Annotated in this window: 23 protein-coding genes and 1 tRNA gene; 14 read left to right on the forward strand and 10 right to left on the reverse strand. The window is 61.2% G+C overall.

Annotation, left to right across the window (positions count from 1 at the left end; translation table 11 throughout):
- Nucleotides 1-29 precede the first annotated feature (29 nt).
- The 3 genes from DQ230_RS07635 to DQ230_RS07645 form a co-directional block, all read right to left on the reverse strand.
- Nucleotides 30-437: a universal stress protein gene (locus tag DQ230_RS07635; RefSeq protein ID WP_113911988.1), complete on the reverse strand. Its 408-nt coding sequence runs from the start codon at nt 435-437 to the stop codon at nt 30-32.
- Nucleotides 438-629: 192 nt separating this feature from the next.
- Nucleotides 630-1,964 carry an NAD(P)-binding domain-containing protein gene (locus DQ230_RS07640; protein ID WP_113911989.1) on the reverse strand — a complete coding sequence of 445 codons (1,335 nt, stop codon included), beginning with the start codon at nt 1,962-1,964 and terminating at the stop codon, nt 630-632.
- Between the two features lie 133 nt (nt 1,965-2,097).
- Nucleotides 2,098-2,820 carry a FadR/GntR family transcriptional regulator gene (locus tag DQ230_RS07645; RefSeq protein WP_113911990.1) on the reverse strand — a complete coding sequence of 241 codons (723 nt, stop codon included), beginning with the start codon at nt 2,818-2,820 and terminating at the stop codon, nt 2,098-2,100.
- A 113-nt stretch (nt 2,821-2,933) separates the two neighbouring features.
- Here DQ230_RS07645 and DQ230_RS07650 point away from each other — a divergent pair, with 113 nt between their 5' ends.
- On the forward strand, nt 2,934-3,311 hold the full coding sequence (locus tag DQ230_RS07650) for a rhodanese-like domain-containing protein (RefSeq protein ID WP_113911991.1): 378 nt from the start codon (nt 2,934-2,936) through the stop codon (nt 3,309-3,311).
- Nucleotides 3,312-3,378: 67 nt separating this feature from the next.
- Here the strand turns inward: DQ230_RS07650 and DQ230_RS07655 are convergent, their stop codons facing one another.
- The 4 genes from DQ230_RS07655 to DQ230_RS07670 all read right to left on the reverse strand — a co-directional run bounded on the left by DQ230_RS07655 (nt 3,379) and on the right by DQ230_RS07670 (nt 7,302).
- Nucleotides 3,379-4,446: a heme-dependent oxidative N-demethylase family protein gene (locus DQ230_RS07655; protein ID WP_113911992.1), complete on the reverse strand. Its 1,068-nt coding sequence runs from the start codon at nt 4,444-4,446 to the stop codon at nt 3,379-3,381.
- 61 nt (nt 4,447-4,507) lie between these two features.
- A complete protein-coding gene (locus DQ230_RS07660) occupies nt 4,508-5,470 on the reverse strand; it encodes a PDR/VanB family oxidoreductase (protein ID WP_113911993.1) in 963 nt (320 codons plus the stop codon).
- Nucleotides 5,467-6,063 (reverse strand): dimethylamine monooxygenase subunit DmmA family protein, encoded by a 597-nt coding sequence (locus DQ230_RS07665; protein ID WP_113911994.1) that lies wholly within the window; start codon nt 6,061-6,063, stop codon nt 5,467-5,469. The genes DQ230_RS07660 and DQ230_RS07665 overlap by 4 nt, the downstream gene beginning before the upstream one ends.
- Before the next feature lie 90 nt (nt 6,064-6,153).
- A complete protein-coding gene (locus DQ230_RS07670) occupies nt 6,154-7,302 on the reverse strand; it encodes an aminomethyl transferase family protein (RefSeq protein ID WP_113911995.1) in 1,149 nt (382 codons plus the stop codon).
- 285 nt (nt 7,303-7,587) lie between these two features.
- On the opposite strand from DQ230_RS07670, the gene DQ230_RS07675 reads away from it, so the two are divergent.
- The 5 genes from DQ230_RS07675 (at nt 7,588) to glnT (ending at nt 13,747) form a co-directional block, all read left to right on the forward strand.
- The gene (locus tag DQ230_RS07675; protein ID WP_113911996.1) at nt 7,588-9,165 is read left to right on the forward strand and encodes a trimethylamine N-oxide permease; all 1,578 of its coding nucleotides are present in this window, start codon (nt 7,588-7,590) and stop codon (nt 9,163-9,165) included.
- Between the two features lie 178 nt (nt 9,166-9,343).
- Nucleotides 9,344-10,273: a class II glutamine amidotransferase gene (locus DQ230_RS07680; protein ID WP_113911997.1), complete on the forward strand. Its 930-nt coding sequence runs from the start codon at nt 9,344-9,346 to the stop codon at nt 10,271-10,273.
- Nucleotides 10,273-10,950, forward strand: a complete 678-nt coding sequence (locus DQ230_RS07685; RefSeq protein ID WP_113911998.1) for a GltB/FmdC/FwdC-like GXGXG domain-containing protein — start codon at nt 10,273-10,275, stop codon at nt 10,948-10,950. Before DQ230_RS07680 ends, DQ230_RS07685 begins: the two co-directional genes overlap by 1 nt.
- A gap of 9 nt (nt 10,951-10,959) precedes the next feature.
- Nucleotides 10,960-12,303, forward strand: coding sequence for an FMN-binding glutamate synthase family protein (locus tag DQ230_RS07690; RefSeq protein WP_113911999.1), 1,344 nt, complete (start codon nt 10,960-10,962; stop codon nt 12,301-12,303).
- A gap of 88 nt (nt 12,304-12,391) precedes the next feature.
- Nucleotides 12,392-13,747, forward strand: a complete 1,356-nt coding sequence (gene glnT / locus DQ230_RS07695) for a type III glutamate--ammonia ligase (RefSeq protein WP_113912000.1) — start codon at nt 12,392-12,394, stop codon at nt 13,745-13,747.
- Between the two features lie 67 nt (nt 13,748-13,814).
- Here glnT and DQ230_RS07700 read toward each other — a convergent pair whose 3' ends face one another.
- Entirely contained in the window at nt 13,815-14,471 is a 657-nt protein-coding gene (locus tag DQ230_RS07700) for a helix-turn-helix domain-containing protein (protein WP_113912001.1), read from the reverse strand.
- 374 nt (nt 14,472-14,845) lie between these two features.
- Here DQ230_RS07700 and DQ230_RS07705 point away from each other — a divergent pair, with 374 nt between their 5' ends.
- The 3 genes from DQ230_RS07705 to DQ230_RS07715 all read left to right on the forward strand — a co-directional run bounded on the left by DQ230_RS07705 (nt 14,846) and on the right by DQ230_RS07715 (nt 18,865).
- Nucleotides 14,846-15,787, forward strand: coding sequence for an ABC transporter substrate-binding protein (locus DQ230_RS07705; RefSeq protein WP_113912002.1), 942 nt, complete (start codon nt 14,846-14,848; stop codon nt 15,785-15,787).
- Nucleotides 15,788-15,866: 79 nt separating this feature from the next.
- Complete coding sequence (locus DQ230_RS07710) at nt 15,867-16,886, forward strand: quaternary amine ABC transporter ATP-binding protein (protein WP_113912003.1); 1,020 nt, start codon at nt 15,867-15,869, stop codon at nt 16,884-16,886.
- The gene (locus DQ230_RS07715) at nt 16,886-18,865 is read left to right on the forward strand and encodes an ABC transporter permease (RefSeq protein WP_113912004.1); all 1,980 of its coding nucleotides are present in this window, start codon (nt 16,886-16,888) and stop codon (nt 18,863-18,865) included. The genes DQ230_RS07710 and DQ230_RS07715 overlap by 1 nt, the downstream gene beginning before the upstream one ends.
- A gap of 61 nt (nt 18,866-18,926) precedes the next feature.
- On the opposite strand, the gene DQ230_RS07720 is transcribed toward DQ230_RS07715, so the two are convergent.
- Nucleotides 18,927-21,245: a Tex family protein gene (locus DQ230_RS07720; protein WP_113912005.1), complete on the reverse strand. Its 2,319-nt coding sequence runs from the start codon at nt 21,243-21,245 to the stop codon at nt 18,927-18,929.
- Between the two features lie 205 nt (nt 21,246-21,450).
- Nucleotides 21,451-21,525, reverse strand: a tRNA-Thr gene (locus tag DQ230_RS07725).
- An 82-nt stretch (nt 21,526-21,607) separates the two neighbouring features.
- Here DQ230_RS07725 and DQ230_RS17240 point away from each other — a divergent pair.
- Genes DQ230_RS17240 through hisD form a run of 5 tightly spaced genes read left to right on the forward strand, consistent with a single transcriptional unit; the run spans nt 21,608 to nt 25,196 of the window.
- Nucleotides 21,608-21,766, forward strand: a complete 159-nt coding sequence (locus DQ230_RS17240) for a hypothetical protein (RefSeq protein WP_203228023.1) — start codon at nt 21,608-21,610, stop codon at nt 21,764-21,766.
- A complete protein-coding gene (locus tag DQ230_RS07730) occupies nt 21,763-22,098 on the forward strand; it encodes a hypothetical protein (RefSeq protein ID WP_113912006.1) in 336 nt (111 codons plus the stop codon). Before DQ230_RS17240 ends, DQ230_RS07730 begins: the two co-directional genes overlap by 4 nt.
- 36 nt (nt 22,099-22,134) lie before the next feature.
- Nucleotides 22,135-23,403, forward strand: coding sequence for a UDP-N-acetylglucosamine 1-carboxyvinyltransferase (gene murA, locus DQ230_RS07735; protein WP_113912007.1), 1,269 nt, complete (start codon nt 22,135-22,137; stop codon nt 23,401-23,403).
- Nucleotides 23,400-23,873 carry a DUF2948 family protein gene (locus DQ230_RS07740; protein WP_113912008.1) on the forward strand — a complete coding sequence of 158 codons (474 nt, stop codon included), beginning with the start codon at nt 23,400-23,402 and terminating at the stop codon, nt 23,871-23,873. Before murA ends, DQ230_RS07740 begins: the two co-directional genes overlap by 4 nt.
- A 21-nt stretch (nt 23,874-23,894) precedes the next feature.
- Entirely contained in the window at nt 23,895-25,196 is a 1,302-nt protein-coding gene (gene hisD / locus DQ230_RS07745; protein ID WP_113912009.1) for a histidinol dehydrogenase, read from the forward strand.
- Nucleotides 25,197-25,231: the final 35 nt, after the last annotated feature.

The following is a 25,231-nucleotide window of genomic DNA, read 5'->3' on the forward strand; positions in this document are numbered from 1 at the left end:
TCTATACTGCGCCTATGCGGGTCGCCAGGCTAGCGGATGACATGAACGGCACATTTCGCGTGCCGGACGATATAATTGGCTGTGCTGCCCAGAAAGTAATCTTCGAAGCCGGGACGATGGGATTTGACGATGATCAGATCAATCGCGTTCTCATTGGCATAATCAAGTATCGTGCGGCCCGGATGCCCCGTGACAATCTTGCCTTCGGCGTTCGAGAAATCCCTGAGCAGGTTCTCCATTTCGGACAGCAGCTCGACGCGGCGGGCCTTTGCCGTATCCTCTGGCACGTAGGGCAGAACGTAGTTGGGCAGGCGTTCGATCACATGAAGCAGCGTGGTTTTGGCGTCATCCGTGCCAACCCTGTTCGCCACCTGAAGCCCCTTGGAGTTATCCAGCTTGCTGTCGAAAACGATCGGGACGAGAATATTCTTATACATGGAGCGTCTCCCAGAAATTGTTGGCTTTATTGTCGCTGATCTTGGGTATGGGGCGCATTAACATACGTCAAGTATGCTGTTCCAAACGGTTTGATTTCCATAGTTTTCTGCACTCCCCTCCAGTGCTTGATGGGAAACAAAAAACGCGGCGATTGCTCACCGCGTTTTTCCATGCTGTCATTTGGAGCCTGATCAGTTCTGAAGGTAAACTTCCAAACTGTCGTCCATGGCGTCCTTCCATGGCGTGTGGTGCTTGGGCGCCATGGTGCCGGTGATGACCGATCTATAGCTGTTGTTGCGGAAGGTCATGATGTCTTCCTTCTTGTGCCCCTTCCAGGCAAAGAACGCCTCCTTGGCACCATCAACATCAAAGCTGGGGTAATCCGTTTCGGCGATCAGTTCCTTGATATACTCGGCCTGATAGGTGATCGCGTCGTAATCATCCTTGCCGGCATCCTCGGCGGCGATGCGGTCGGCAACGTCCTTTTCCATCTCGGCTTTGCTGGGGATCTCGATCTTGCCCATGATCGCGTCACGCACCCACCATGCCTGCGCATCGAACATGTTGAAGGTGAACCACTGGTCCTGCATGCCCAGATAGAACAGGGTCGGGTCATGCACCCAGGCAACCCCCTTGTAAAGGTCCGCAGTGGCCAGACGGTTGGCGGTAGCCAGGCACAGCCCATCAACCATGAAGGGGAAATTATGCTTGTACCCGGTGCAGAGCAGGATCGTGTCCACGCGCTTGGACGTTCCGTCCTTGAAATGGGCGATGTTGCCGTCAACACGCGTAAGCAGCGGCACTTCTTCCCAATTATCGGGCCATTTGAAGCCCATTGGCTGCGTGCGGTGGCTGACGGTGATCGACTTGGCGCCGTATTTCCAGCACTGGCTGCCGATATCCTCGGCCGAATAGGATGTGCCGATGATCAGGATGTCCTGATCCACAAACTCCATCGCATCGCGGAAATCATGCGCATGCAGAATGCGGCCGGGGAATTTATCGAAACCGTCAAATTCCGGCACGTTGGGCGTGGAGAAGTGGCCGGTGGCGCAGATGACGTGGTCAAATTCCTCGGTGTAAACGTGATCCTCGGGCAGATGGCAGACGGTGACCTCGTACTTGTCGCCCACCTTCTTGACGTAGCGCACGACCGTTTCAAACCGGATCAGATCGCGCACGCCGGCCTTTTCGACGCGGCCCTTGATATAGTCGAACAGCACTTCGCGGGGCGGATAGCTGGCGATCTGCTTGCCGAAATGCTCCTCGAACGAATAATCGGCGAATTCCAGACCTTCCTTGGGGCCGTTTGACCACAGGTAGCGATACATTGATCCATGAACCGGCTCGCCGTACTGGTCTACACCTGTGCGCCACGTGTAATTCCAAAGGCCACCCCAATCATCCTGCTTTTCAAAGCAGACAATCTCGGGGATGTCCTCGCCTTTTTCCTTGGCGGATTGGAAGGCGCGCAGTTGTGCCAGTCCCGAAGGGCCGGCGCCCAGAATTGCGATACGTTTCTTCATAGAAAACTCCCGTTGGTTTAAACCGATCTGCTTGCCCGGTTCTTTTGGTTTGGACCAATTCAACCGGGCGCCTCTCGTTCTGTCAAGAAATTTGGCACTTCGGGGAAAGTTTTTAGACTGTCAGGAAGTGCGCTCAGCATTCCTGAAGTAGCTGGCGCTGTTCTTCGATCAAGTGAAGCTTGATGTATTCAACCGCAGCATCGGTATCACGTGACGCGATGGCGTTGAACAAGCTGTTGTAACGTCTTTGATAATCCTCAATCCGTGCGGGGGTCAGGTGGCGGCGTAGCTGCGCCGTGCGAAAACTTTGACGGCATGCGTCAATGACCAGATCGTAACAGCCGGCAATCAGGGGGTTGCCGGTGCCGATGGCGATGCGGCGATAGAACGCCTCTTCGATTCGGACAAAGGCGTCTGCATCGGTCTGGACCGCTTCGATCTGGCTGAGGATTTCGCCCAACGCTTCGATGTCGCGCGGGGTCATGTTGACCACGGCAAGACGCACCATATCTGGCTCCAGAATGCCGCGGATCACCTGCAAATCCAACGGGCTGGAACTGGCCGCGATTTCGCTATGCGAGGATTCGGGCGCGCCTTTGGTCTGGGGATTGACGAAACTGCCGCTGCCGGCGCGGCGGCGGATCAGGCCATGACTCTCCAGAACTTCCAGCGCCTCGCGGACGGTGTTGCGGGCCACGCCCAGATCCGAGGACAACGTGCGTTCGGATGGCAATCGCTCGTCCACCGCGTATTCGCCGCTGCGGATGCGGCTGAAAATGGTGTCGACAACCGCCTGCACCGTGGCGCTCATCGGTGTCTGGGCGGTAAAGGCAGCGGTGCTTTGGGCCAGCGACATGGGCGTCCTTTCGCATCTGATCGTAAAACAGTTTACACAAAGCCGAGAGCAGACGCATCGCGAATATCTGCTGCGGCATTGACCCAGCACAAGGACACTGAAAGGAAACCGAAATGAAGACGGAAAAGACCGAAAATGGCACAATCGACGTCTGGACCCCCGCCGAAGTCGCGGAGGCGCGCGAGCAACTGGTGCTGATCGACGTCCGCACACCGCAGGAGCACGCGCTTGAGCGAATCAGCGGCGCGCTGTTGATGGCGTTGCAGGAGTTTCGCCCCGACTGCCTGCCGGGTCAGGGCGCCAAGCGGATCGTGCTGCATTGTGGGTCGGGCGTGCGGTCCGGCAAGGCGGCGGCGATGTGCCTTGAGGCCGGGATCGACCGGATCGCCCACATGGAAGGCGGAATGGCCGCGTGGAAAGAGGGCGGGCACGAATATATCGGCACCGATATTTCCAGCGGGGCGCCAAAGAAGATGCGCAAGGAAGACTGAGGCAGCCACCCTTTGCTGAAACGACAAAAGCGGGCCAATCGGCCCGCTTTTCATTATGGCGCTGCGGTTATTTTTGCAGCGGCGGCTCGGTTTCCAGATCGGGCCAGATGCCGGGCGATGTGGGCAGACCGTCGTCGAATTTCGACAGATAATCCAGCATCAGCGGCTTGTTGGCGATGAAACCTTTGTATTCGGCCAGCTCGTCCGGCAGATCGCGGATAACGCGGTGCAGGCGGCGGCCCCATTTCGGCACAGTCATCAGATCCTGAAAGGCGCACAGGTAGCAGCGGATCGGGAACACCATCGCGTTCGAGCGCGGCAGGCGGAAGAAGGTCTGTAATTCGACGCGCAGATGCTGCTTGGCGCCGATATTCTCGGGCGTCAAAGTGGTCTTCTGAACGCCCCATTTGTGATAGTTTTCAGGGCTGGTATCCAGCAGCGGGTTGACCGTCATTGTCCAATTCAGGCGGCGGGCCGGGCTGCCTTGCTGGATGTTCAGAAGGAATTTCAGCGCGCGCACGAAAATGCCCTTCTCGGCGGCCAGCGGCACCGGCGCGTGCCACTCGAAGAAGTTCATGCCGATGTCAAAATCCAGGCTCCAGTCCGCCTGGGTGGTGATCATGCCCGCATCCATCCACAGATTGTCGTCACGCTGGTCCAGAAGGGCGAAATCGCCCTGCGTCTGGCGGGTAATGTACTCCATCGGGCCGTAGGGCAGGGTGCTGTCGTCAAGGAAGGTAAACGTGTCGTCGATGCCCAGCGGCTTGTTGACCCAGCGCCATTTGTCGCCGTCGCGATGCAGCTCGAACAGGTCCGGGTAATCCTCGGACTTGGCCACCATGATCAACTCCAGCAGATCCCAGCCCGCCAAAGTCATGTGCGGCAGTGACTGGCAGCGCAGCGGATCGGCGGCCAGCACCAGCGCGCGGTCGCGCATTTCGGAAACGTAGTGTTCGTCTACATCGAAACGGTTGTTGAAGATCGACCCGTCGCGCCCGCCGTCATGCGGCTCCATGTTGACCGAATACATGTAGTCGTCTTTGTCGAACGGAAACGGGAACCGTTTGATCGCCCAAGCGGAGTTGCGGAACGAATAATCGTCGCGGAACGTCTCGTCGTTGAATTGTATTGTCATGTCAGTCCTCCCTGTCGCCCCCGCGCCTCAAGCTGTGTTGCCTTGGGCCGGGGCGTGAATTTTAGCGGTCCAGAACCAGCGTCTTGCCTTCAAAGCGGCTGACGCAGGGCATGATCTTTTCGTTTGCTTCGTGCTCTTCCGGCTCCAGCCAGTGATCGCGGTGGATGATGGTGCCGTCGCATTCCAGCACGTTCGTCTCGCACTGGCCGCAGGCGCCGCCACGGCACAGATAGGGCGCATCGACGCCGGCATTCTCGATCGCCTCCAGCAGGCTTTCGTGTTCACCGACCTGAATGACCTTGTTGGACACGGCCAGCTTGACCTCGAACGGCTTGCCGGGTTTGGGCGCCAGAAATTCCTCGTAATGGATTGCCTCGCGCGGCCAGCCCAGTTCGGCGGCGGTGCTGCGCACCCAGTTGATCATCCCCTTGGGGCCGCAAACATAGATATGCGTGCCCAGCGGCTGGCTATCCAGCAGGTTTTCCAGATCGATCGCCTCGCCCTTGACGTCGTAGTAGACATGCACGTCATTGGGATGCTCGGACGTCAACTCGCGCGCGTAGCTGGCCAGATCCTCGCTGCGGGCGGCATAATGCAGCTCCCAGTTGCCATGGGTGCGGTCCAGCTGCTTGATCTGCGCCATGAAGGGGGTGATGCCGATCCCGCCGGCGATCATCAGGTGTTTTTTTGCCCGCAGGTCCAGACTGAACAGGTTGACGGGGTTCGACAGAACCATCTCGTCGCCGATCTTGACCTTCTGGTGCAGGAACAGCGACCCGCCGCGCCCTTCGTCATCGCGGCGCACGGAAATGGTGTATGCCTTGCGATTGGCCGGGTCCGACATCAGCGAATAGGGGTTCAGGCGGGTGCGGCCCTCGTCCTGCATCTCGACGACGGTATGCGCGCCGCCCGAAAAGGTGGGCAAGAGGCCGCCATCTACCGGCTCGAACTGAAAGCGCGTGACCAGATCGTTCAGGGGGACGATGTCGGTGACGCGCACCTTGATCTTGGTGGCTCCGCTCATTCGTAAATCCTCTTTTGTTCGGGTATGTTGCCGGGATCTTCGGCGTCGACACAAACGCCCTGATAGGCGGCGATCCGGCGCGAATAGTGATCGCGCACAAACAGGTTCAGCCCGCAATGCGAGCAGACGAACGGATCAAGCTCGACGTCTTCGGTGATGCCTTTGCAGTGGACGCATTGCATGCGCCGTGCCGTCGATCCGCGATGTTCGGTCTGGATGGCGGTATGGGGGATACCGGCATTCACCGCCTCGTTCATGGCCTGGCCCATCATCCCTTCGGTGCCGGTCAGGTACACTTGAAGGCCCATATGCGCGCCTTGCAGGACGCGGCGGATCCGCTGAAGCGATGCGGCATAGCTGGGGCCGACATGCAGGATCTGGGGGTTCAGATCCTTGAGCCTGGCCTCATAATCGGTGTTTTTAGGAATATATATAATGTGGCTTTTCGCCATCAGTTCGGGCGTGGCGATGTCCAGGATCGCTTCGGCGCCTTCGGCCTCGGCGATCATCAGATGATGCTTGCCCGCGCGCGCCTCAAGCTGGCCCCAGACCGGCCTACTGGTGATTGAGGGGGGGAATTCAAACTTCGACATGTGCGCCTTCGTCTCCTGTTGGATGTCGTGGGTCGTTTTTTGTTGGTACGCGGCGGGTCCGCTGCCCGCCGCGCACGTTTTTATATATTATCAGCCCTTGGCCGTGCGAACTTTCTTGTCCTTGTCATAGAAGGGCATTTCCGCGGCGACCGCCGGGATTTCGGTGCCGTCCGCGTTGCGCACGGTCAGCTTGGTGCCGGGCTTGGCGGCGGCAACAGGCATGCGGGCGATGCCGACATTGTGGTTGTTGACCTTGGACACCATGCCGAATGTGACAGTGCCGACCTTTTCGCCGTCCTGCAGCAGGTCCGCGCCCTCATCGGCGGGTGTGTCACCTTCCAGCTGGACGCCGTAGATCTTGAACCGCTCGCGGCCTTCCAGCGCATAGTGGTTTTCGGCGCCGATAAAGCCGGTCTTGCCGGGGGAGACGACAAATTCCAGCCCCAGCTCCCACAGGGTGTCGCCTGCCGGATCGCCGTTTTCATGCGGATAGGTTTCCGAGTTGTCGCCTGGGAAGAACAGCAGGTAGGATTCGGTGCGCAGGCGGTCCAGCGTGCTGAACTGCACCGGGCGGATGCCCATATCCTTGCCGCCTGCCAGGATCTGGTCCCACAGCTCGACCACGTGTTTCTTCTGGCAGAAAATCTCGTACCCGCGCTCGCCGGTATAGCCGGTGCGCGAGATCATCACGGGGCAGCCGAACAGTTTGGTCTGCATGATGCCGAAATAGGCCAGATCGCGGATGCCGGGCACATGATCGGCCAGGAAATCGACCGCAACGGGGCCTTGCAGCGAAATGTCGTGCAGATCGTCGTCAAAGGTGATCGCAACGTTCTTGCCCGCCGCAACGGATGTCATCATCTCCATGCCCGTGCCGGTGCCATGCACGACCAGCCATGTATTGACCGACAGGCGATAAATCACGCAGTCGTCGATGAACATGCCGCGCTCGTTCAGCATCGCGGCATAGACCGCGCGGCCCGGCATCAGCTTTTCGACGTTGCGGGTGGTGGTGCGGTCGATGACGTGGGCGGCATCGGGGCCGGTCAGATGCACCTTTTTCAGACCCGACACGTCCATCAGTCCGGCCTTGGTGCGGACGGTCTCATAGTCGGCATTCGCGCGCTCTTCGCTGTGGTCATAGTACCACGCGGTTCCCATGCCGTTCCAATCCTCCAGCTCGCCGCCGATTTCGGCGTGGCGATGTGCCAGTGCGGAATGTCTCCAGATTATTGCCATGATGTGGCCCCCTGTTGTCACAAACGTAATTCGATCACTCATTCAGCAACAGGGAATTTCAAAAAGCAACAACGCCGTGCAATATTTTTTCCCACCAGCAAAAATTGGGGATTAGCGCGCATCCGGCTCGCACCGATCCGGCGGACGGGGCTGATTCGGTCGCCCATGCGCGTCTGCGTAATTGACACAGCGCAAAAAACGCGGCCCAATGCCGCACCAATAATAATATATTCCTGCCGGGCAACCTGTCCGCAATGCAGGAAAACCAACAAGGGAGATGTGCGGATGGCGCAATCAAGTGACGGCAGCGGAGTCAGCCTGCAAAGGGCAATCGGCTGGAAAGACGCATTCTGGATGGCCTCGGGCGTGCCGGCGCTGGTGCTGTTTTCGATCGGCGGAATCGCGGCGACAATCGGTAACCCGTCATGGGTGATCTGGATGCTGTCGGTGTCCTTCGGATTCATGCAGGCGTTTGTCTACGCCGAAATCGCGGGCCTTTTCCCCAACAAATCGGGCGGCGCGTCGATCTATGGCGCCGCGGCGTGGGTGCGCTATTCCAAGGTGATCGCGCCGCTGTCGGTGTGGTGTAACTGGCTGGCCTGGACGCCTGTTCTGGCCATCGGCGGCGGATTGGCGGCCGGGTATGTGCTGACCTCGCTGTTCGGGGCCGAATCGGCCGTCAACAGCTGGGAGATTACGCTACTGCCGCTTGATTTTCTGAACGCGGGCCTGACCTTGCGCATCAACGCGACGTCGATTGTCGGCTCGGCCATCCTGCTGTGTGTGTTCATCGCCCAGCACAAGGGCATCTCGGCGGCGGCCAAATTGCAGTCGATCATCGGTCTGGCGGTTCTGATCCCGCTGCTGATCGTCGGCCTTGTGCCGCTGCTGACCGGCGACGTTCTGACAGAAAACCTGCTGCCGCTGACGCCCATTTCCGGCGAATGGAATATCGAGGGCACGACGCTGTTCCTGGGGGGGCTGTTCATCGCTGCATGGTCTGCCTATGCGTTTGAAACGGCGATCTGCTACACCAGCGAGTTCAAGGATCCGCAGCGCGACACCGTGCGCGCGATCATTGCTGCGGGCGTGGTCTGCGTGGTGATCTACACCCTGGTTCCGCTCAGCTTTCAGGGTGTTCTGGGTGTTGACGGCATGCTTGAGCCGGGCATCGTGGACGGGTCTGCCGTGGCTGGCGTGATGGCCGGTATGGTCGGCGGCGGCAGCATCATCGCCAAGATCATGGTTGTGATGCTGTTCCTGGCGCTGGTGCTGGCAATCATGACGTCGATGGCCGGATCGTCGCGGACGCTCTATCAGGGGTCAGTCGATGGTTGGTTGCCCAAATTCCTGTCGCGCACGAATGAGCATGGCGCGCCGGTGGCTGGCATGTGGTCGGATCTGGGGTTCAACCTGATCCTGCTGCTGATGTCGGATTACCTGTTCGTTCTGGCGGTGTCGAACTGCTGCTATCTGGTATTCAACTTCCTGAACCTGCATTCAGGCTGGCTGCACCGGATCGACAACGCCAACGCCACCCGCCCCTGGCGCGCCCCCACCATCATGCTGTGGATCGGTGGCACGCTGGCCTTCGTCAACGCGATGCTGCTGGGCGCAGGCGCCAATGTCTGGGGGGAGGGCACGCTGCGCTCGGCTGTCATCGCCATCGCGCTGATCCTGCCGGTGTTCTGGTATCGCCACTACGTCACCGACAAGGGCCAGTTCCCCGCCAAGATGCTGGAGGATCTGTCGGTGGGCGGCAACACCGACCTGTCGCAGCGCAAGGCAGGAATGCTGCCCTACATCACGCTGGCCGCTGGTCTGGCCGTGGTGATCATCTCAAACCAGATATTCCACCTGTGATTTCGTATCCCATTAAAATCACTTGAAAATCCAAGGCCGCCCCTCTTTGGGGCGGTTTTTACGAGGCAAATAACTGAAAACAGGACTTGCCTTAGATGAAAATTTGTTTCTTGGTAGTTGAGCGAACACGGCTTTTCTGCTAACGGTAGAATCGATATCACAGGAAGGATCACAACAGATGTGCGGGATCGTAGGACTTTTTTTGAAGGACACGTCGCTTGAGCCTAATTTGGGCCGGATGCTGACGGAAATGCTGATCACGATGACGGATCGTGGCCCCGATAGCGCGGGCATCGCCATTTATGGCACCGAACACAAAGGCAAGGTCAAGCTGACCGTGCAGTCCGATCACCCCGACCGCGATTACGACGGTCTGGACAAGGACATGCAAAAGGCACTGGGCGGCGAAGTGACCGTTCGTGTCAATGACACGCACGCCGTGATCGAAATCGACACAGCATGGGCCGCAGCCGGACGCACCGTTCTGGCGAATATCCGCCCCGAAGTGCGCATCATGAGCACCGGCGAATCGCTGGAAATCTACAAGGAAGTCGGTCTGCCGAAAAACGTCGCGGCACGTTTTGACATCTCCTCGATGTCCGGCAGCCACGGAATCGGCCACACACGCATGGCGACCGAATCGGCCGTGACCACAATGGGCGCGCACCCGTTCAACACCGGCCGCGACCAGTGCCTGGTGCATAACGGATCGCTGTCGAACCACGCCAGCCTGCGCCGCAAGCTGCGCAAGGCCGGCATGCGCATCGAGACCGAGAACGACACCGAAGTCGGTGCCGCCTACGTCACATGGAAGATGCAGAACGGCTCGACACTGGGCGAGGCGCTGGCATCGGCGATTGACGATCTTGACGGCTTCTTCAACTTCGTCGTCGGCACCAAGGACGGCTTTGGCGTCGTGCGTGACCCGATCGCGTGCAAGCCGGCTGTCATGGCCGAAACCGATCAGTACGTTGCCTTCGCCAGTGAATACCGCGCGTTCGTCAACCTGCCCGGCATCGACTACGCCCGCGTGTGGGAGCCCGAGCCCGCAACCGTCTATTTCTGGAGCCACGACCACGCTCCGACCGCTACAGAGAAGGCAGCATAATGCAAACTTTTGATCTTGAAGCGCAGGGTCTGCGCAACCTGAACGCTGCACTTCAGGCGCAGTCCGCCGAGACGAACCAGACCGCATGGGAAATCGTGAATGCCAAGGGCAGCCATGCCATTGCAGTCGGTCTGGACGCCCCTATCGAAGTGAACGTCAAAGGCTCTACCGGTTACTATTGCGCCGGTATGAACAAGCAGGCGACCGTGCATGTGCACGGCTCTGCCGGCCCCGGCGTGGCCGAAAACATGATGAGCGGTACGGTCATCATCGAAGGCGACGCCAGCCAGTACGCCGGCGCGACCGCCAATGGCGGCACGCTGATCATCAAGGGTAACGCCAGCTCGCGCTGCGGTATCTCGATGAAGGGCGTTGACATCATCGTTCACGGCAATGTCGGCCACATGAGCGCATTCATGGCACAGTCGGGCAACCTGGTTGTCTGCGGCGATGCCGGCGATGCGCTGGGCGACAGCATCTACGAGGCGCGCCTGTTCGTGCGCGGCTCGGTCAAGTCGCTGGGCGCGGACTGCATTGAAAAAGAAATGCGCCCCGAGCATCTGGAAATCCTCAAGGATCTGCTGGAGCGCGGCGAATGCGACGCAAAACCCGAAGAGTTCAAGCGCTACGGCTCGGCCCGTAAGCTGTATAACTTCGACATCGACAACGCATATTAAGGGGCTGACATGAAAGACGATAAACACGGCGTTCCGCACACGGTTCCGATTCAGTCGGCCACGTTCTCTAACCCGACAAACGCAGAAATCCGCCGCGCTGCGGCCACCGGCATCTACGACATCCGTGGTGGTGGCTCCAAGCGCAAGTTGCCGCATTTCGATGACCTGCTGTTCCTTGGCGCCTCCATTTCGCGCTACGCCCTCGAAGGCTACCGCGAGAAGTGCGACACCAAGGTTACGTTGGGCACCCGATTTGCCAAGAAGCCGATCGAGCTGGATATCCCGGTGACGATCGCGGGCATGTCCTTTGGCGCGCTTTCGGGCCCCGCCAAAGAGGCACTGGGCCGCGGCGCCTCCATGGCCGGCACGTCAACAACCACCGGCGACGGCGGCATGACAGAAGAAGAGCGCGGCCACTCCACCAAGCTGGTCTATCAGGTCCTGCCCTCGCGTTACGGCATGAACCCCGATGACCTGCGTCGCTGCGACGCCATCGAAGTCGTGGTTGGCCAGGGCGCCAAGCCCGGCGGCGGCGGCATGCTGCTGGGCCAGAAGATCAGCGACCGCGTTGCACAGATGCGGAACCTGCCCAAGGGCATCGACCAGCGCAGCGCCTGCCGTCACCCTGACTGGACCGGCCCCGATGATCTGGAAATCAAGATCATGGAACTGCGCGAAATCACCGCGTGGGAAAAGCCGATCTACGTCAAGATCGGTGGCACACGCCCCTATTTCGACACCATGCTGGCGATCAAGGCCGGTGCGGACGTGGTCGTTCTGGACGGCATGCAGGGCGGCACCGCCGCAACGCAGGACGTGTTCATCGAACATGTCGGTCTGCCGATCATCGCCTGCATCCCCGAAGCGGTTCGCGCCCTTCAGGACATGGACCTGCACCGCGAAGTGCAACTGGTCGTCTCGGGCGGTATCCGCGGCGGCGCGGATGTGGCCAAGGCACTTGCCCTGGGCGCGGACGCGGTTGCCATCGGTACGGCTGCCATGATCGCACTGGGCGACAATGACCCCCAGTGGGAGGCCGAGTACAACGCGCTTGGCACCACGGCGGGCGCCTATGACGACTGGCATGAGGGCAAGGACCCGGCGGGTATCACCACGCAGGACCCCGAGCTGATGAAGCGCTTTGATCCCATCGCGGGCGGCCGTCACCTGAACAACTTCCTCAAGGTGATGACGCTGGAGGCGCAGACAATCGCGCGTGCGTGTGGCCACAACCACCTGCACAACCTCGAGCCCGAGGATCTGGTGTCGCTGACCATGGAAGCTGCTGCAATGACCAAGATTCCATTGGCAGGAACGCAGTGGTATCCCGGCAAGCCCGGCACCAGCTATTAAACGAAATCCGGCCTTGGGGGCGCGCACTTTGTGTCGCGCCCCTTTTGCCATGATCACATCAAGAAACGAACCACAGGGACACACGAACATGACAACAGATCAACTTGTTCAAGACTCCAAAATCAATCTTGAAAGCTGGGGCAAAGAACGCGGCATCAAGCAATTCATGGTGAATTTCACCGACATTCTGGGCATGCAGCGGACCAAGCTGGTGCCCATTCGCGCGATTGGCCGCATGCAAAAGGGCGGTGCCGGTTTCGCCGGTTTCGCGGGCGGAATGGACTACACGCCGGCCCATCCCGACATGCTGGTGATGCCCGATGCAGATGCCGTGGTTCAGGTGCCGTGGCAAAAGGATCTGGCATGGGTTCCCGGTAACCCCGTCATGCAGAATGAATACTCCGCGCAGGCGCCGCGCAACGTTCTGCGCAAGCAGATCGCTGACGCCGCCGAGCTGGGTCTGCACTTCAAAATCGGCGTCGAGCCCGAGTTTTCGCTGCTCAATCCCGATGGCACCGCCGTGGCCGATCAGCTGGATTGCCGCACAAAGCCTTGCTACGACCAGCAGTCGATGATGCGGAACTATCACATCATCAACGAAGTCAGCGAATACATGCTGGAAATGGGCTGGGGTTGCTACCAGGCCGACCACGAGGACGCAAACGGCCAGTGGGAAATGAACTGGGATTTCGACGATGTCCTGCGCATGGCCGACCAGCTGAGCTTCTTCAAGTTCATGGTCAAATATGTCGCCGAAAAGCACGGCATGCGCGCCAGCTTCATGCCCAAGCCGCTGCCGACGCTGACAGGCAACGGCCTGCACGCACATATCTCCGCATGGGACGGCACCGGCAAGGACGCCAAGACAAACCTGTTTGCCGGATCGGGCGACACGCCTGCCGGCCGTCATGGCCTGTCTGAAACGGCTGCGCATTTCCTTGGCGGTATCCTGAAGCACGGCACCGGCATGACCATCATCTGCTGCCCAACCGTCAACAGCTACAAGCGCATCGGCGCCCCCAGCACCGCATCCGGCGCAACCTGGGCGCCCAAGGACATCACATGGGCGGGCGACAACCGCGTCCATCTGGTGCGCGTCCCCGGCGGCGGCCGCATGGAACTGCGCCTGCCCGATGGCGCGACAAACCCCTATCTGATGCCGGCCGTGATCATGGCGGCGGGCCTTGATGGTGTCCGCAACAAGATTGATCCCGGCGACACCCATGACATGGACCGCGTGGTCGATGCCGACAAGGTGGTCGAGCCTGCAAAACTGCCGCAGAACATGCTGGACGGATTGCGCAGCTTCGAGGCGGATACCCAGCTGACAGAAACCTTGGGCGACGAATTCTCGAAATCGTTCCTCAAGCTGAAGCATCGCGAGTGGGACAGCTACATGACCCACTTCACCCAGTGGGAGCGCGACAACACGCTGGACATCTGACCAGCAGCGCAGACCTTTACGCAAGAGCGGGCCAATCGGCCCGCTCTTTTGCGTTATGATGGTGGCATCACGTGGTCTGCGGGTAGCTGATGATCGACAGATAGCGGCAGGGCAGGGTCACCAGCCGTTCGGGCCCGTGCGGCGCGTCGGCGTCAAAAAACAGCGTGTCGCCCGGCTGTAGCAGAACGACCGAATCGCCGTGCCGATACTCGACGGCGCCCTCAAGCATATAGATCGTCTCGATTCCGCCGTGTTGAAAGGTCGGAAACATATCGGACATATGTGTAAGGGTGATCAGATACGGCTCGACGATCACGCCAGATCCGTTCGATCCAATGTGGCCCAGCAGATTATACTGATGCCCGGCACGCGTGCCGGCACGCTCCATCTCCACGCCTTCGCCGGATTTGGTGTGCATGAATTCGCGCGTTTCCTCGAAGCGGCGGAAAAACCCTGTGATCGGCACGCGTAGCGCATTGGCCAACGTTTGCAGGGTGGTCAGCGATGGCGACGTGTTGCCGTTCTCGATCTTGGACAGCATGCCGATGCTTAGCCCGGTCCGGTTCGAAAGCTCTGCAACGGTGATCTCCTGCTTGCGTCGGTGCGCCCGCAGTTCGCGTCCAATCGCGATTTCCAGAACGTTTTCGCGGTCCTCCTTGGGAGAGCGGTGAGGATCCTGGGTCAGTTTGGCTGCGCGGGCGGGCGTGATCTTTTCAATGTTCATTCATCTTTCCGATGTATCAAACGACAATATTCCGCGCGGTGCGGGCCGTCTCGCTGCCGCTGAGGATACAGTCAGATTAAAGGGATGTTTACTGACAGGGCAAGAACTTTGAAGCCCAGTAATAAAGCTAATTGGAGGATTCGGGTGATTCGGCGTCATTTCAGCCATGGAAAATTGATCTGACGCAAAGATATGCAGGTTTCCCAGAAAAAAACTTGACCCTGAGTGAAGACGTGCAACACTGGCCGTCCGGTCCGGGTTCAATGGGTAGGCGTGAAAACCGCCCCGCCGGGCGAAAGAAAATGAAACGGCGTCCAATCAATGGGGGCCACTGACGCCGCGGAAAAAAAAGCGGCGCCAATTGGGAGACTAGAATGAAATACACCACTACGGCCCTCGCGGCCGCCCTGATGACGTGCGCGCCTATCGCGGTCATGGCGGAAGACAGCCAGGATCCCATCGTAATTCCGATCCACAACTGGTCATCGCAAATTGTCATGTCCAACGTGGTCGGCCAGATCCTTCAGGAGCGTGGCAACTACGTCGAATACGTCACCACAGACAGCCAGGCCGTCTACGAGTCGATCCGATTGGGCGACGTCACGCTTGAAATGGAAGTATGGGAAGGCGCGTTTGGCGCGTCCTACCGTGCCGCGATGGAAAAGGGCGGTATCGTCGATGCGGGCGACCATGATGCGGTCACCCGCGAGGATTGGTGGTATCCGATGTGGACCAAAGAGGCATGCCCCGGCCTGCCCAGCTGGGAAGCGTTGAACGACTGCGCCGAGGTTTTCGCCACGGTCGAGACGGGCGACAAGGGCCGCTATCTGGACGGACCGGTGGACTGGCTCAAGCACGGCAAGGAGCGGGTCGAGGCGCTGGACATGAACTTTACCGTGATCAACGCGGGAAGCGCCGCGGCCCTTTGGGCCACAATCGGCGCCGCCGAGGCGGAAAAGAAACCGATCGTGGTGTTCAACTGGACGCCAAACTTTGCCGAGGCCGTGTGGCCGGGTGAATTTGTCGAATTCCCTGAATGGGAAGAGGGCTGCGATACGGACCCGGCCGTGGGGCCGAACCCCGATGCGCTGTATGATTGCGGCAACCCGGCAGACGGCTACCTGAAGAAGGCCGCTTGGGAAGGCATGGAAGAAAAATGGCCTGGCGCGTTTGAAACGTTGACCAAAATCTCCTTTACCAACCCGCAGATCGCGGAAATGGCCAAACTGGTCGACGTCGAGGATATGGAACCCGAGGAGGCCGCCGCCGAGTGGCTGGAAGCGAACGCAGACGTGTGGCAGCCTTGGATCAACTGATCTGGCTGACTGACATCTGAAACCTTCTCTGGCCCCGCCCGAATTCCTCGGACGGGGCCAATTTGCCCCAGGAGCCTCCATGACCCAAGATACGCCCGTCATCTCTTGCCAGAATGTCTGGAAACTGTTCGGCCGCGACCCCAAGACATACCTTGCCACCTTGCCCATCGGGCGCGGCTATGAGGAAATTCGCGCGGACGGGTACATCGCCGGCGTCAAGGATGTCAGCATCGATGTTCACCGCGGCGAGATGTTGGTGATCATGGGCCTGTCAGGGTCGGGCAAATCAACGCTGGTGCGGTGTTTCAGCCGCCTGCATGACATCACCGGCGGCACCATCACCGTCGAAGGGCAGGACATCATGTCGCTGTCGGAGCGTGAGCTGATCGAACTGCGCCGCTCGAAAATGGGCATGGTGTTTCAATCCTTTGGCCTGCTGCCGCACCGCACCGTTCTGGACAATGTCGCCTTTCCGCTGGAAATGCGGGGCCAGGACCGCCACAAACGCCGCGAGCGCGCGTTGGAGGTGATCAAGCTGGTCGGCCTGGAGGGCCGCGAGGATTATTTCCCGCGCGAGCTGTCGGGCGGCCAGCAGCAGCGCGTCGGCATCGCCCGCAGCCTCGCCATCGAGCCTGATATCTGGTTTCTGGACGAACCGTTTGGCGCGCTTGATCCGCTGATCCGGCGCGAAATGCAGGATGAATTCCTGCGGCTTCAGGCGATGCTGGCAAAGACCATCGTTTTCATCACCCACGATTTCGACGAGGCGCTGCGCCTTGCAGACCGCATCGCCATTATGAAAAACGGCGCGGTGGAACAATGCGATACGCCCGATCAGATCGTTCTGCATCCTGCCACCGAATATGTCCGCAAGTTTACCGAGGATATCGACAAGGCCCGCGTCGTTCATGCCAGTGTGCTGGCCAAGCCGGATCTGGCAGGCACGGGCCAGCCGGTCGATGCCGGCGCTACGGTTCACGATCTGGCGCAGCTCTTGGTGCAGGATACGCGCGATGCGATCCCGGTGGTGCGCGACGGCCTAAGCCTTGGCGCGTTCCGGCGCAGTGACGCGCTCGACATCCTTGTGGGAGCCACCTGATGGCGGTCCTGACCACTGACACCGCCGCACCCGGCCCGGCATTGACCCGCCCGCGCATTGCGCTGATCATGGTCCTCGTCGCTGTGGTGCTGACAATCATGCACTATGTCGGCGCCCTGCCGGCCGCGCTGCACCGCCTTCCGGAGGCGATGATTCCGCCCTTTGCGCATTGGCTGGATATCGGGTTCAATTTCATCAAGGATGATCTGGGCCTTCTGGCCCTGACGCGGTTCCTGACCGATGGGTTGGAGCTGATTCTGGACGCGACCGCGAACCTGCTTTTCGGGCAGCGCCGCTGGCCGTTCCTGGGGCCGATCCCGTGGACAGCCATTGCCGCGGTCGCCGCCGTGGTGGGCTACTACCTTGGCGGGTGGCGCATGGCGCTTTTGGGCGGGGGGGTGTTTGTCTGGACCGCGCTGATCGGCCAGTGGAAAATCGCGATGCAGACCGCGTCGGTTCTGGTCGTGGCGGCGCCGCTGGCATTTGTCATCGGCCTCACCGTCGGGATAGCCGCATGGCGATACGCGTGGGTCAGCCGGGCGATCAAGCCGGTGCTGTCCGTTCTCCAGACGCTGCCGTTTTTCACATACCTTCTGCCGGCCGTCATCTTTTTCAAGGTCGGGCCAACGGCGGGCGCGGTGGCCACCACGATTTACGCGATCCCGCCGATGATCCTGATGACCACACTCGGCCTACAAAAAGTGCCGCATGAGGTGGTCGAGGCCGGCCACATGAGCGGATGCACACGTTGGCAGTTACTGCGGCGCGTTTATCTGCCCTCGGCCCGGCGCGAGATTTTGGTTGGCGTCAATCAGGTCATCATGCTGAGCCTTGCAATGGTGGTTCTGACCGCATTCATCGGCATGCCGGGTCTGGGGGCAAAGCTGCTGGCGATGATGGGCAGTTTCAAGCTGGGCCGCTCGTTCGAGATTGGCGTTACAATCGTTCTGATCGCCATCATGCTGGACCGCATGTCCAAGGCGTGGGTGATCAAACAGCCCGAACATTTCAAACGCGGAACGCCATGGTGGAAGCGGCACATCCTGCTTTTGACGGGTATCGGCGCGTTTGCCTTCTTTTGCATTGTCGGCCAGTTTGTCGAAATTGCGACCGATATCGGACGCAAGCAGAATTTCAGCATGGGCAGCGAAATCGACGACCTGATGAAGGGGTTTCTGGCGCTGAGCTGGGTCAATGCGATAACGGATTCGATCCGCTATGTGCTGAACGTCAAGGTGCTGATCCCTTTCCGTAACTTCATGCTCAGCATTCCGACACCTGCCTTTATCCTGATCGTCACGGCCTTTGCGATGTGGCTGGGCGGGCGCAAGCAGGCGTTCCTGGCGGCATTGTTTTTCAGCCTTGTGGCGCTGTCGGGCTGGTGGGACCGGTCCGTTATCACGCTTTACTCGGTGATTTCGGCGGTGACGTTGGCGCTGATTTTTGGCCTGCCTTTGGGTATCATGGCGTCGCGCAGCGAAAAGTGGTCGCGCCGGGTGCTGCTGGCCTGTGATACCGCGCAGACCTTTCCCAGCTTTATTTATCTGATACCCGCGATCATGCTGTTCGGCATCACCGACGTCGCTGTGATCTTTTCGATCCTGATCTTCGCAATGGTGCCGCTGACGCGATACACCATCGAGGGGCTGCGCACGGTGCCGGAGGAAATGACCGAAGCGGCTGATATGTCTGGCGCCACCAAGATGCAAAAGCTGTGGAAGGTTCAGCTGCCGCTGGCCCTTCCGACCATGGCGGTAGGGTTCAACCAGGCGATCATGTTCGCGTTCTTCATGGTCATCATCGCGGCGTTCATCGGCACGCAGGATTTGGGGCAGGAATTGCAGCGCACCCTTGCGGGGACGGACATGGGCAAGAACTTTGTCCTTGGCATCTGTGTGTCACTCATGGCGCTGACCTTTGATCTGACGATCCTGAAATGGGCCAACGATCAAAAGAAGATGCTGGGGCTGGCCGAGTAGGCCACCCGCGACCTGAGGCAGAAGCGCCGCATCGTGTGCTTCTGCCCCGATCAGCCGCGCCTTAACTGCGCGGCTGGCGTTTCAGTGCCTCGGCGAGGGCGGAACCCAGCGCGCCCTCGCTGGTCGCCGCACCCTTGGGGGCGGCAGAGGATGCAGATTTGCCGCCGCGCGCAGGCTTGGCCGTGCGGCCGGCGCCGTCTGTATTCTGCCCGCTGTTATCCTTGCGCATGGTCAGGCCGATCCGCTTGCGGGCGACGTCGACTTCGGTCACGCGGACGCGCACCACATCGCCGGCCTTGACCACCTCGTGAGGGTCCTTGACGAACCGGTCGGCCAGCTGGCTGACATGCACCAGCCCGTCCTGATGCACGCCAATATCGACAAACGCGCCGAACGCCGCGACATTGGTTACCGTCCCCTCCAGCGACATGCCGGGTTTCAGATCGGTGATACTGTCGATGCCATCGGCAAATGTTGCCGTCTTGAACGCCGGGCGCGGATCGCGGCCGGGCTTTTCCAGCTCGGCCAGAATATCGCGCACTGTGGGCAAGCCGAAATCACCCGTGACGAATTGCTCGGGCTTCAGGCCAGACAGGGCGCCGCTACCCTCCATGATCGCGCGCACGTCACGCCCGCAAGCCTGCACGATCCGGCGCGCCACGCCATAGGCTTCGGGATGGACCGACGAGGCATCCAGCGGCTCGGCGCCGCCGGTGATTCGCAAAAAGCCCGCGCATTGCTGGAACGCCTTGGGGCCAAGCCCCGCAACCTTGAGCAGCGCCTTGCGGGTGGCAAAGGCACCGTTTTCATCGCGATGCGCCACGATATTCTGCGCCAGCGACGGCCCCAGCCCCGCGATATGCGCCAGAAGCGGCGCAGAGGCCATGTTCAGATCGACGCCAACTGCGTTCACCGCATCCTCGACGACAGCGGCCAGCGATTGCGCCAACTGGCGCTGGTCCACGTCATGCTGGTACTGGCCGACGCCAATCGCCTGCGGCTCGATCTTGACCAGCTCGGCCAGCGGGTCCTGCAAGCGCCGCGCGATGGACACCGCGCCGCGGATCGACACGTCGATATCGGGAAATTCCTTCGACGCCAGCTCGGACGCGGAATAGACCGAGGCGCCGGCCTCGGACACGATCACCGGGGTCGGGCGCGGGGCGCCTGCGGGCAGACGTTTCAGCACGTCCGCAACCAGCCTGTCCGTCTCGCGGCTGGCGGTGCCGTTGCCGATGGCGATCAGCGCGACGTCATGCTTGCGGATCAGATGCAGCAGCGTTTCCTCGGCGCCGCGCAGATCGTTGCGCGGTTGAAACGGATGGATCGTCGCGGTGTCGATCAGCTTGCCGGTCTGGTCGACCACGGCAATCTTGCAGCCCGTCCGTATGCCCGGATCAAGCCCCAGCGTGGCGCGCGCGCCCGCAGGCGCGGCCAGCAGCAGATCCTTGAGGTTGCGCGCGAACACCTCGATCGCGGTGGCATGGGCGCGCCGGCGCAGATCGGTCAGCAGGTCCATGAACATGGTGCCGCTCAGCTTGATCTTCCACGTCCAGGCGGCGGCATCATGCAGCCATTTGTCGCCCGCAGCCTGCCCCGGAATGCCGATTTCGGCGGCGATCATCCCAATGACGCGGGGCAGACCTGCGTCAGGCTCGGGGACGATATCGACCGTAACGATATCCTCCTTGGCGGCGCGCAGGATGGCCAGCGCACGATGCGCGGGGATCGTCGCCCATTTTTCGCTGTGGTCGAAATAGTCGGAAAACTTCGCGCCGGCCTCTTCCTTGCCTTTGTTGACGCGCGCGGTGATCAGCGCGTCCTGCTGCATGAAGTGCCGCAGGCGCCCCAGAAGCGCGGCATTTTCACCCAGTTCCTCGGCCAGAATATCGCGCGCCCCGGTCAGGGCGTCCTTGGCAGTCGGCACCGTCTCGGACAGATAGTCGCCGACCAAGGTTGCCGGGTCGGTCGCGCGATCGGACAGGATCGCGCGCAGCAGCGGCTCCAACCCGTTTTCGCGCGCGATCATCGCTTTGGTCCGGCGCTTGGGTTTGAACGGCAGATACAGATCCTCAAGCGTCGATTTGGTATCCGCCGCGGCGATGGCGCGCGCCAGCGGATCGGTGATTTTGCCCTGCGCGGTGATTTCCGCCAGAATCGTGGCGCGGCGTTTTTCCAGATCGCGCAGATATGTCAGCCGCTCGGCCAGCAGGCGCAGCTGCGCGTCGTCCAGACCGCCCGTCGCCTCTTTGCGGTAGCGGGCGACAAATGGCACGGTATCGCCCCCGTCCAGCAACGCAATGGTGGCGGTGACCTGCTCGGCGCGCGCGCCAATGTCGGTTGCGAGTGTTTGGGCGATACGGTCGGCGGCTGCGGTCATGGCGTGGTTCCCTTTGCTGGACGAAGCCCGGTGATAGCGCCGCAGCCCACCCGCGCCAAGGCCCAGGTACGGCGCAAAGAGCGAGGTGGTGCCGCGGCTGAATTCAAACCGCAGCAGGCGGGGGCGCGACACAGGCGATCCCACACTGCGGACGGCAAGCGGCGCCCGCCGAGCGATGGAATTCGATACAAGCTTTCGGGGGAAATGGTGCTGTGAGAGAGAATTGAACTCTCGACCTCACCCTTACCAAGGGTGTGCTCTGCCACTGAGCTACCACAGCAATCGGGCGCTGATTAGACGCTTATTCAGCGACGTGCAAGCCTTATCTGGACCCGCCGCCATGCCTCATGTAGAGAAGCACCATGACAGATGGCGATACCCCCAAACAGCCCAAACCCAAGGGCAATCCGCGCGAGGACCGGCTGAAGCAGGCGCTGAAGGCCAATCTGGCCCGCCGCAAGGCGCAGGCGCGCGGCCGGGGCGAGGGTAAGGCGGCCGTGAAAAAAGGCGATGACGCGTGAAATATTTGACAGCTTTCGTGCTTGCGATTGTGGCAGGCGCGGCCAGCGCCCAGCAGGCCAGCCCCGCATTTTGCTACTTCGAGGCGGATGGGAACATCCTGATCCAAGGGCGATGCCATTTCGTCCCGCAAGGTGGCGGCAGCTTCAAGATTTTCGACGCCATGTCGAATTTCACCTATTTTGCCAATGTGCGGGTCGGCGCGCAGGCGCAGGCCGACGGGTACTGGAACGGCGAGCCGGGCGCAAATCATGCGCATAACCCGCTGGGCAAACTGATCCGCGTCGGCGGGTGCTGGGTGAATCAAAGCGCCCGTGTATGTGCCTGGAAATAACCTTTAGACTTCAAGAAAACGGAAAGACAGGCGCATATGGACAGCATTATCGTCACGGGGAACGGCCCGCTGAGCGGAACGATTCCCATCGCGGGGGCGAAGAACGCGTGTCTGACGCTGATGCCTGCCACGCTGCTGAGTGATGAGCCGCTGACGCTGACCAACGCGCCGCGGCTGAGCGATATCCGCACCATGTCGGCGCTGCTGGGATCGCTGGGTGCCGAGGTGTCGACGCTACAGGGCGGGCAGGTGATTGCCATGTCGTCCCATGCGCTGACCAGCCAGCGGGCCGATTACGACATCGTACGCAAGATGCGCGCATCCATTCTGGTGCTGGGTCCGCTTCTGGCGCGATTCGGTCATGCCGAGGTGTCGCTGCCCGGCGGCTGCGCCATTGGCGCGCGCCCGGTCGATCTGCATCTGAAAGCGCTGGAGGCGATGGGCGCCGAGCTGGAGCTGCGCGAGGGGTACGTGCATGCAAAGGCGCCGGGCGGGCTGAAGGGCGGCACGTTCGAATTTCCCATCGTGTCGGTCGGCGCCACCGAAAACGCATTGATGGCCGCCACGCTGGCCAAGGGCACCACCGTGCTGAAAGGGGCCGCGCGCGAGCCCGAGATCGTCGATCTGGCCACTTGCCTGCGCCGCATGGGCGCGCAGATCGAGGGTGACGGCACCGATACCATCACCATTCAGGGCGTCGACCGCTTGCACGGCGCCACCCACCCCGTGGTCACCGACCGGATTGAACTGGGCACCTATATGCTGGCCCCCGCGATCTGCGGCGGCGAGGTGACGTGCCTTGGCGGGCGGATCAATCTGCTGGAGGCGTTTTGCGAAAAGCTGGACGCGGCGGGCGTGTCCGTGACCGAAACGCCCGAAGGTCTGACCGTCGCGCGCAAGAACGGCGATATCCGCGCCGTGGATGTGGCAACGGCGCCGTTCCCCGGCTTCCCGACCGATTTGCAAGCGCAGTTCATGGCGCTGATGTGTACCGCAAACGGCACGTCGGTTCTGGAAGAAACGATTTTTGAAAACCGTTTCATGCACGCGCCCGAGCTGATCCGAATGGGCGCCGATATTGACGTGCATGGCGGCGTTGCCACGGTCAAGGGCGTTGCCCGGCTCAAGGGCGCGCCGGTCATGGCGACCGATCTGCGCGCCTCCGTATCGCTCATTCTGGCCGGGCTGGCCGCCGAGGGCGACACGATTGTAAACCGCGTCTACCATCTGGATCGCGGCTATGAGCATGTCGAGGAAAAGCTGCGCGCCGTGGGCGCCATTATCGAACGGGTGCCGGGCCAATGACCAACGATGCCAGATTTGAGGATGCACGCGAGGCGGCGCTGAACCTTGGGGCGCTGGATGTGGATGATTTGCAGATCATTTCCAGCCTTGCCCAGGATTCGGTGTTTCCGGCCACCGAAATGACCTGGCGGCCCGGCGCGCGGCGCTTTGCGCTGCTGCTGAACCGCTTCCGTTGGGAGGAGGGTGCAGCCAGCCACGCGCCCGAACGGGTTCAGGCGCTGCTGGTCATTGATTGCGTGCTGCGCGTTGCCACGCAGGGCATTGACCGCACCGACAAGGATCTGATCCTGTCACTGCTCAGCATCACGTTCGAACCGGGCGAGGATGGGTCCGGTCACCTCCTGCTGACGCTGGCGGGCGATGGCGCCATCCGGCTGGAAGTGGAGGCGCTGGAGGTCACGCTCAAGGATGTCACGCGCCCCTATATCGCCCCATCGGGCAAAACGCCGCGCCATCCCGATCAGACCTGACATTCCCGCAAGGAGCCTGCAATGCCCCGTTTCCTTGACCATGCCGCCCCTGATTTCGAGGCGGACTTTACCGCGCTGCTGACGGCCAAGCGCGAGGATAGCCCCGATGTGGATGACACCGTGGCTGCGATCATCGCCGACGTGCGCCAGCGCGGTGATGCGGCGGTGATCTACCTGACCCAGCAGTTTGACCGTATCACGCTGACGCCCGACACCATGCGCCTGACTGCCGCCGAGGTAGCCGTCGCCGCAGATCAGGTGGCGCCCGATGTGCGCGCCGCGCTGGAGCTGGCCGCCAGCCGCATCCGCGCCTATCACGCGCGCCAGATGCCCCATGATGACAGCTGGACGGACGAGGCGGGCGCGACGCTGGGCTGGCGCTGGACGCCGGTGGATGCCGCCGGGCTCTATGTGCCGGGCGGCACGGCGACCTATCCCTCGTCGGTGCTGATGAACGCGATCCCGGCCAAGGTGGCCGGGGTGGCGCGCCTTGCCATGGTGGTGCCCACACCGGACGGCGCGCTGAACCCTGCCGTGCTGGCCGCAGCGCAGATCGCGGGCGTCGATGAAATCTACCGCATCGGGGGCGCACAGGCGGTAGCCGCGCTGGCCTACGGCACCGAAACCATCTCCCCGGTGGACAAGATTACCGGCCCCGGCAACGCCTATGTCGCCGCCGCCAAACGGCGCGTTTTCGGCAAGGTCGGCATCGACATGATCGCCGGACCGTCCGAGATTCTGGTGATTGCGGACGCGGATAACGACCCGGACTGGATCGCGCTGGACATGCTCAGCCAGGCCGAACATGACGCCAGCGCGCAGTCGATCCTGATCACTACCGATGCGGCATTTGGCCAGAAGGTGGCCGATGCGATCAACGCCCGCCTGCAAACGCTGGAGCGGCGCGCCATCGCTGGCGCCAGCTGGCGCGACTTTGGCGCGATCATCACGGTGCCGGATCTGGCCATCGCGGCGCAGCTGTCAAACCGTATCGCGCCCGAACATCTGGAACTATGCGTTGCGGATGTCGACGCCCTCAGCGCAGAAATCACCCATGCCGGCGCTATTTTCCTGGGCCAATGGACGCCCGAGGCGATCGGCGATTATGTCGGCGGGCCAAACCACGTGTTGCCCACCGCGCGCTCGGCCCGGTTCTCATCGGGGCTGGGCGTACTGGATTTTCTGAAACGCACGACGCTGGCGCGCATGACACCCGACGCCCTGCGCGCGACCGGCCCCGCCGCCGAAACGCTGGCAAAATCCGAAAGCCTTGAGGCGCATGGCCTGTCGGTGCGCGCGCGGCTTGACCGGCTGAACGGGTAGGGGCATTGCGGCGCGGCGCCCGCCGCGCTACTGCT

This window comes from Roseovarius dicentrarchi, assembly GCF_003316635.1.
Classification (GTDB): domain Bacteria; phylum Pseudomonadota; class Alphaproteobacteria; order Rhodobacterales; family Rhodobacteraceae; genus Roseovarius; species Roseovarius dicentrarchi.

What these genes read in the sequence shown, in the direction of transcription:
- DQ230_RS07635 (WP_113911988.1), bottom strand. Translation starts at nt 437, where the DNA reads ATGTATAAGAATATTCTCGTCCCGATCGTTTTCGACAGCAAGCTGGAT.
- DQ230_RS07640 (WP_113911989.1), bottom strand. Translation starts at nt 1,964, where the DNA reads ATGAAGAAACGTATCGCAATTCTGGGCGCCGGCCCTTCGGGACTGGCA.
- DQ230_RS07645 (WP_113911990.1), bottom strand. Translation starts at nt 2,820, where the DNA reads ATGTCGCTGGCCCAAAGCACCGCTGCCTTTACCGCCCAGACACCGATG.
- DQ230_RS07650 (WP_113911991.1), top strand. Translation starts at nt 2,934, where the DNA reads ATGAAGACGGAAAAGACCGAAAATGGCACAATCGACGTCTGGACCCCC.
- DQ230_RS07655 (WP_113911992.1), bottom strand. Translation starts at nt 4,446, where the DNA reads ATGACAATACAATTCAACGACGAGACGTTCCGCGACGATTATTCGTTC.
- DQ230_RS07660 (WP_113911993.1), bottom strand. Translation starts at nt 5,470, where the DNA reads ATGAGCGGAGCCACCAAGATCAAGGTGCGCGTCACCGACATCGTCCCC.
- DQ230_RS07665 (WP_113911994.1), bottom strand. Translation starts at nt 6,063, where the DNA reads ATGTCGAAGTTTGAATTCCCCCCCTCAATCACCAGTAGGCCGGTCTGG.
- DQ230_RS07670 (WP_113911995.1), bottom strand. Translation starts at nt 7,302, where the DNA reads ATGGCAATAATCTGGAGACATTCCGCACTGGCACATCGCCACGCCGAA.
- DQ230_RS07675 (WP_113911996.1), top strand. Translation starts at nt 7,588, where the DNA reads ATGGCGCAATCAAGTGACGGCAGCGGAGTCAGCCTGCAAAGGGCAATC.
- DQ230_RS07680 (WP_113911997.1), top strand. Translation starts at nt 9,344, where the DNA reads ATGTGCGGGATCGTAGGACTTTTTTTGAAGGACACGTCGCTTGAGCCT.
- DQ230_RS07685 (WP_113911998.1), top strand. Translation starts at nt 10,273, where the DNA reads ATGCAAACTTTTGATCTTGAAGCGCAGGGTCTGCGCAACCTGAACGCT.
- DQ230_RS07690 (WP_113911999.1), top strand. Translation starts at nt 10,960, where the DNA reads ATGAAAGACGATAAACACGGCGTTCCGCACACGGTTCCGATTCAGTCG.
- glnT (WP_113912000.1), top strand. Translation starts at nt 12,392, where the DNA reads ATGACAACAGATCAACTTGTTCAAGACTCCAAAATCAATCTTGAAAGC.
- DQ230_RS07700 (WP_113912001.1), bottom strand. Translation starts at nt 14,471, where the DNA reads ATGAACATTGAAAAGATCACGCCCGCCCGCGCAGCCAAACTGACCCAG.
- DQ230_RS07705 (WP_113912002.1), top strand. Translation starts at nt 14,846, where the DNA reads ATGAAATACACCACTACGGCCCTCGCGGCCGCCCTGATGACGTGCGCG.
- DQ230_RS07710 (WP_113912003.1), top strand. Translation starts at nt 15,867, where the DNA reads ATGACCCAAGATACGCCCGTCATCTCTTGCCAGAATGTCTGGAAACTG.
- DQ230_RS07715 (WP_113912004.1), top strand. Translation starts at nt 16,886, where the DNA reads ATGGCGGTCCTGACCACTGACACCGCCGCACCCGGCCCGGCATTGACC.
- DQ230_RS07720 (WP_113912005.1), bottom strand. Translation starts at nt 21,245, where the DNA reads ATGACCGCAGCCGCCGACCGTATCGCCCAAACACTCGCAACCGACATT.
- DQ230_RS17240 (WP_203228023.1), top strand. Translation starts at nt 21,608, where the DNA reads ATGACAGATGGCGATACCCCCAAACAGCCCAAACCCAAGGGCAATCCG.
- murA (WP_113912007.1), top strand. Translation starts at nt 22,135, where the DNA reads ATGGACAGCATTATCGTCACGGGGAACGGCCCGCTGAGCGGAACGATT.
- DQ230_RS07740 (WP_113912008.1), top strand. Translation starts at nt 23,400, where the DNA reads ATGACCAACGATGCCAGATTTGAGGATGCACGCGAGGCGGCGCTGAAC.
- hisD (WP_113912009.1), top strand. Translation starts at nt 23,895, where the DNA reads ATGCCCCGTTTCCTTGACCATGCCGCCCCTGATTTCGAGGCGGACTTT.